Below are 314 nucleotides of genomic sequence, written 5' to 3'. Positions count from 1 at the left end.
AAGGCGACAACGTCGAGTGCACCACCTGACAATGTGCCGCGTGACGGGACCCGACATCGATGACAAATCGCGACTTCGTGCATGAGGCCGATTCGGTGTCCGACGCACGCCACCCGAATTCCCCAGAGCCCTCGCACGCCGGTGCGTTGCACCGCCAGGCGGCCGAACTGCTCGATCGCCTGCCGGTCGTGCCGGTTGACCCGGCCCCGTGGCGCGCTGTGGCGGGTCGAGAGGCGGCGGCGCGCGGCACGCCGCTGTTGCTCTTCCGTCTGGGCGACGAATGGCTCGCGCTACCGGCGTCGGCCATCGAATCC

The 314-nt window shown here is 69.1% G+C and carries 1 pseudogene; it reads left to right on the top strand.

From position 1 onward, the window contains the following. Nucleotides 1–59: 59 nt before the first annotated feature. Nucleotides 60–314 (top strand): annotated as a pseudogene (locus tag A985_RS25260) (hypothetical protein); the annotation flags it as partial.

It is taken from the genome of Pandoraea sp. B-6 (assembly GCF_000282835.1).
GTDB lineage: Bacteria > Pseudomonadota > Gammaproteobacteria > Burkholderiales > Burkholderiaceae > Pandoraea > Pandoraea cepalis.
Note: the sequence above shows the minus strand (reverse complement) of the source record. Positions and strands in the feature narration are given on the sequence as shown.